Genomic DNA, 3,020 nt, shown 5'->3' on the forward strand with positions numbered 1-3,020 from the left:
GCCGCCTACGAATGCAACGGCGCGCCGCTTTCGGCCGACGCCTTTTACGCGATCGCTTGCGACCCGCGCCGAAGCGTGGCGGTGGAAGCCTGCGCCGGTGCGGGCAAGACCTGGATGCTGGTGTCGCGCATCGTGCGCGCCTTGCTCGACGGCGCGGGCGGCCACCCGGACACGCAGGTTCGCCCGCACGAAATCCTGGCCATCACCTTCACCAAAAAGGCCGCCGGCGAAATGCGCGAACGTCTGGACGAGTGGCTCAAAGCCTTTGCGCAGGCCGATGATGCCACGCTGATGCGCGAGCTGCAGATTCGCGGCGTGACAGAAAATTCAAGCCAAAACGGCCTGCAGCCCAATAAGGACGTGTGCAAGAAGCTATCAAATTTATACCGGACCCTGTTGCTCAGCGGCCGCTCGGTGCAGATTCGCACCTTTCACAGCTGGTTTGCCGCCTTGCTGCGCAGCGCGCCGGTGGCGGTGCTGCAGCGGCTGGGCCTGCCGGTCAATTACGAACTGCTGGAAGACGACGCGCCGGCCCGTGCGCTGGTCTGGCGGCGCTTTTACGCGGCGGTGCTGGCCAGCGACGCGCTGAAGGCCGACTTTGAAGCGGTGGTGCGCATCCATGGCCGCGTTCAAACCGACAAGGCCCTGCAAACCGCACTCGACAAGCGAACCGAATTCACGCTGGCCGACGAGCAGGGCGTGGTCGACGCCTCGGTGCAGCCGTTTGACGCGCAGTTTCCCGAGTTTGCGGGGCTGGGCACGCCCGAAGATGCGCTCGATGAGGCCAACAACCGGCAGCTGCTGCTGGACGCCGCCAAGGCGCTGGGCGGCGCCGGCGCGCCCACGTTTTCAGCCAAAGGCGTGGAGCTGGAGCAGGCCCTGACGGCGCAGCACCTGCCCGCCGTTTTCACCGCCTTGCTGACCGACAAGGGCACGCCGCGCAAGTTCGGCGACAAAATCGTCGGCATTGCCAGCGTTCGGCAAGCCCAGGACCTGGTACTGCGCGTGGTGGCCGCCCGCCAGCAGCACGAGGCGTGGGGCTACCAGCAGCGCATGGCGCGCCTGAGCCGCGTGGTGATTGCCCAGTTCACCCAACTCAAGCGAGAGCGCGGCTGGGTCGACATGAACGACGTCGAGCGTGCCGCGCTGGTCATGCTCAGCGACACCGTGCTGTCGGGCTGGGTACAGGAGCGGCTGGACGCGCGCATCAAGCATTTGATGATTGACGAGTTCCAGGACACCAACCCGCTGCAGTGGCAGGCGCTGTCGTCCTGGCTCACGGGCTATTCAGGTGCCGGCGCGGCGCCCAGCGTGTTTCTGGTGGGCGACCCCAAGCAAAGCATTTACCGCTTCCGGCGCGCCGAGCCGCAGGTGTTTCGCGCCGCCCAGGCCTTTGTGGTCAACGGCCTGGGCGGCGACCTGCTCAGCTGCGACCACACCCGCCGCAACGCGCTGGCGGTGATCGACACCGTCAACGCCGTCATGGGCCAGGCGCGTGCGATGGACGGCTACGACGGCTTTCGAGACCACACCACCGACTCCGCCAGGGCCGGCCGCACGGCCCGCCTGCCGCCGATCGCGCGCAGCCAGGACATCGACGACGCCGTGCCCGGAGCCGGCTGGCGCGACAGCTTGACCACGCCGCGCGAACTGCCCGAGGAAACCCTGCGCACCCGCGAAGCGCGCCAGGCCGCGGCCTGGATTGCCGCGCAGATCGCCAGCGGCCTCAAGCCGCAGGACGTGATGGTGCTGTCGCGCAAGCGGGCCGGCTTGCTGCCGTTGCAGGACGAACTAGGGGCGCTGAACATTGCGGCGCAGATTGGCGAAAAAACCGACCTGATCGACTGCTGCGAGGTGCTTGACATGGTGGCGCTGCTTGATGTGCTGGTGTCGCCGCAGCACGACCTGTCGCTGGCGCGGGCGCTGCGCTCGCCGCTGTTTGGCGTGCTTGATGCCAGCCTGGTGCAGCTGGCCTTGCTGCAACGCGAATGCAAGGCGCCGTGGTACGAGTTGCTGCAAAAAACAGAGCTGTTAGCGCCCGAGCTGCAGGGGCTTTCGGCTATTTTGATGCGCTGGAAAGGCTGGCTCGACGGGCTGCCGCCACACGACGCGCTGCAGCGCATTTATTCCGACGGTGATGTGCTGGCCCGCTTTGTGGCAGCCGCGCCGGCCGCGCGGCGTGGCAACGTGCTGGCCAATTTGCGCGCGCTGCTCGGGGTCTCGCTGGCGCTCGAGGGCGGGCGCTACGCCACGCCCTACGGTTTTGTTCGCGCGCTCAAGGCCGGCGGCACGCTGGCGCCGGTCGCCGTTAACGGCGAGGCGGTTCGCCTGCTGACCATCCACGGCGCCAAAGGCCTGGAAGCCGAGGCCGTGCTGCTGCTGGACACCGACACCGTCGAGCGCAACGCCGACAGCATGAGCGTGCTGATCGACTGGCCCGGCGAGGCGGCCGCGCCGCGCAAGTTTGTGTTCCTGGTCAGCGAGTCCCGCCCGCCCGCCTGCGCGCAAGACGCCCTGGCCAGCGAGCAGGCCGCGCGCAAGCGGGAGGAACTCAACGCGCTCTATGTGGCCATGACGCGCGCGCGCCATACGCTGGTGATCTCGTCGATCGAGCCGCACCGGGTCACCACCGACAGCTGGTGGCAGCGGCTGCAGGGGCTGATGGCGCCGGTGGCGGATGTGCCTTCAATCCAGGTTGCAGCGCGTCCGGCCACCGATGTTTTCCAGCTGCAGGAGTTGCCCGCGCTGCCCGCTTTTCCCGCACCCGCTGCACTGGCCGTTGAACGCGAAGACGCCGCCAGCGCCCGCATCGGCAAGGCCATGCACCGGCTGCTGGAATGGGGCGGCGACCTGTCGGCCGAGCAGGTCACGGCGGCGGCGCGCGAGTTTCGCCTGAATCCGGCGCAGGCCGCAGAAGCGGCCGAACTGGCGCGCCGCATCCGGGCCGGCGACGGCGCCTGGGCCTGGCAGCCGGACGTGGTGGCCTGGCAGGGCGACGAGGTGGACCTGGTGTACCAGGG

1 protein-coding gene is annotated in these 3,020 nt (G+C 68.4%); it reads left to right on the top strand.

Translation table 11 applies throughout. The features are described from left to right. Positions 1-3,020: exodeoxyribonuclease V subunit beta (locus IV091_RS13005; protein WP_293469383.1), on the top strand; the 3,020-nt coding region annotated here is incomplete at both ends.

The sequence above is a fragment of the Polaromonas sp. genome (genome assembly GCF_018780625.1).
Classification (GTDB): domain Bacteria; phylum Pseudomonadota; class Gammaproteobacteria; order Burkholderiales; family Burkholderiaceae_C; genus Polaromonas.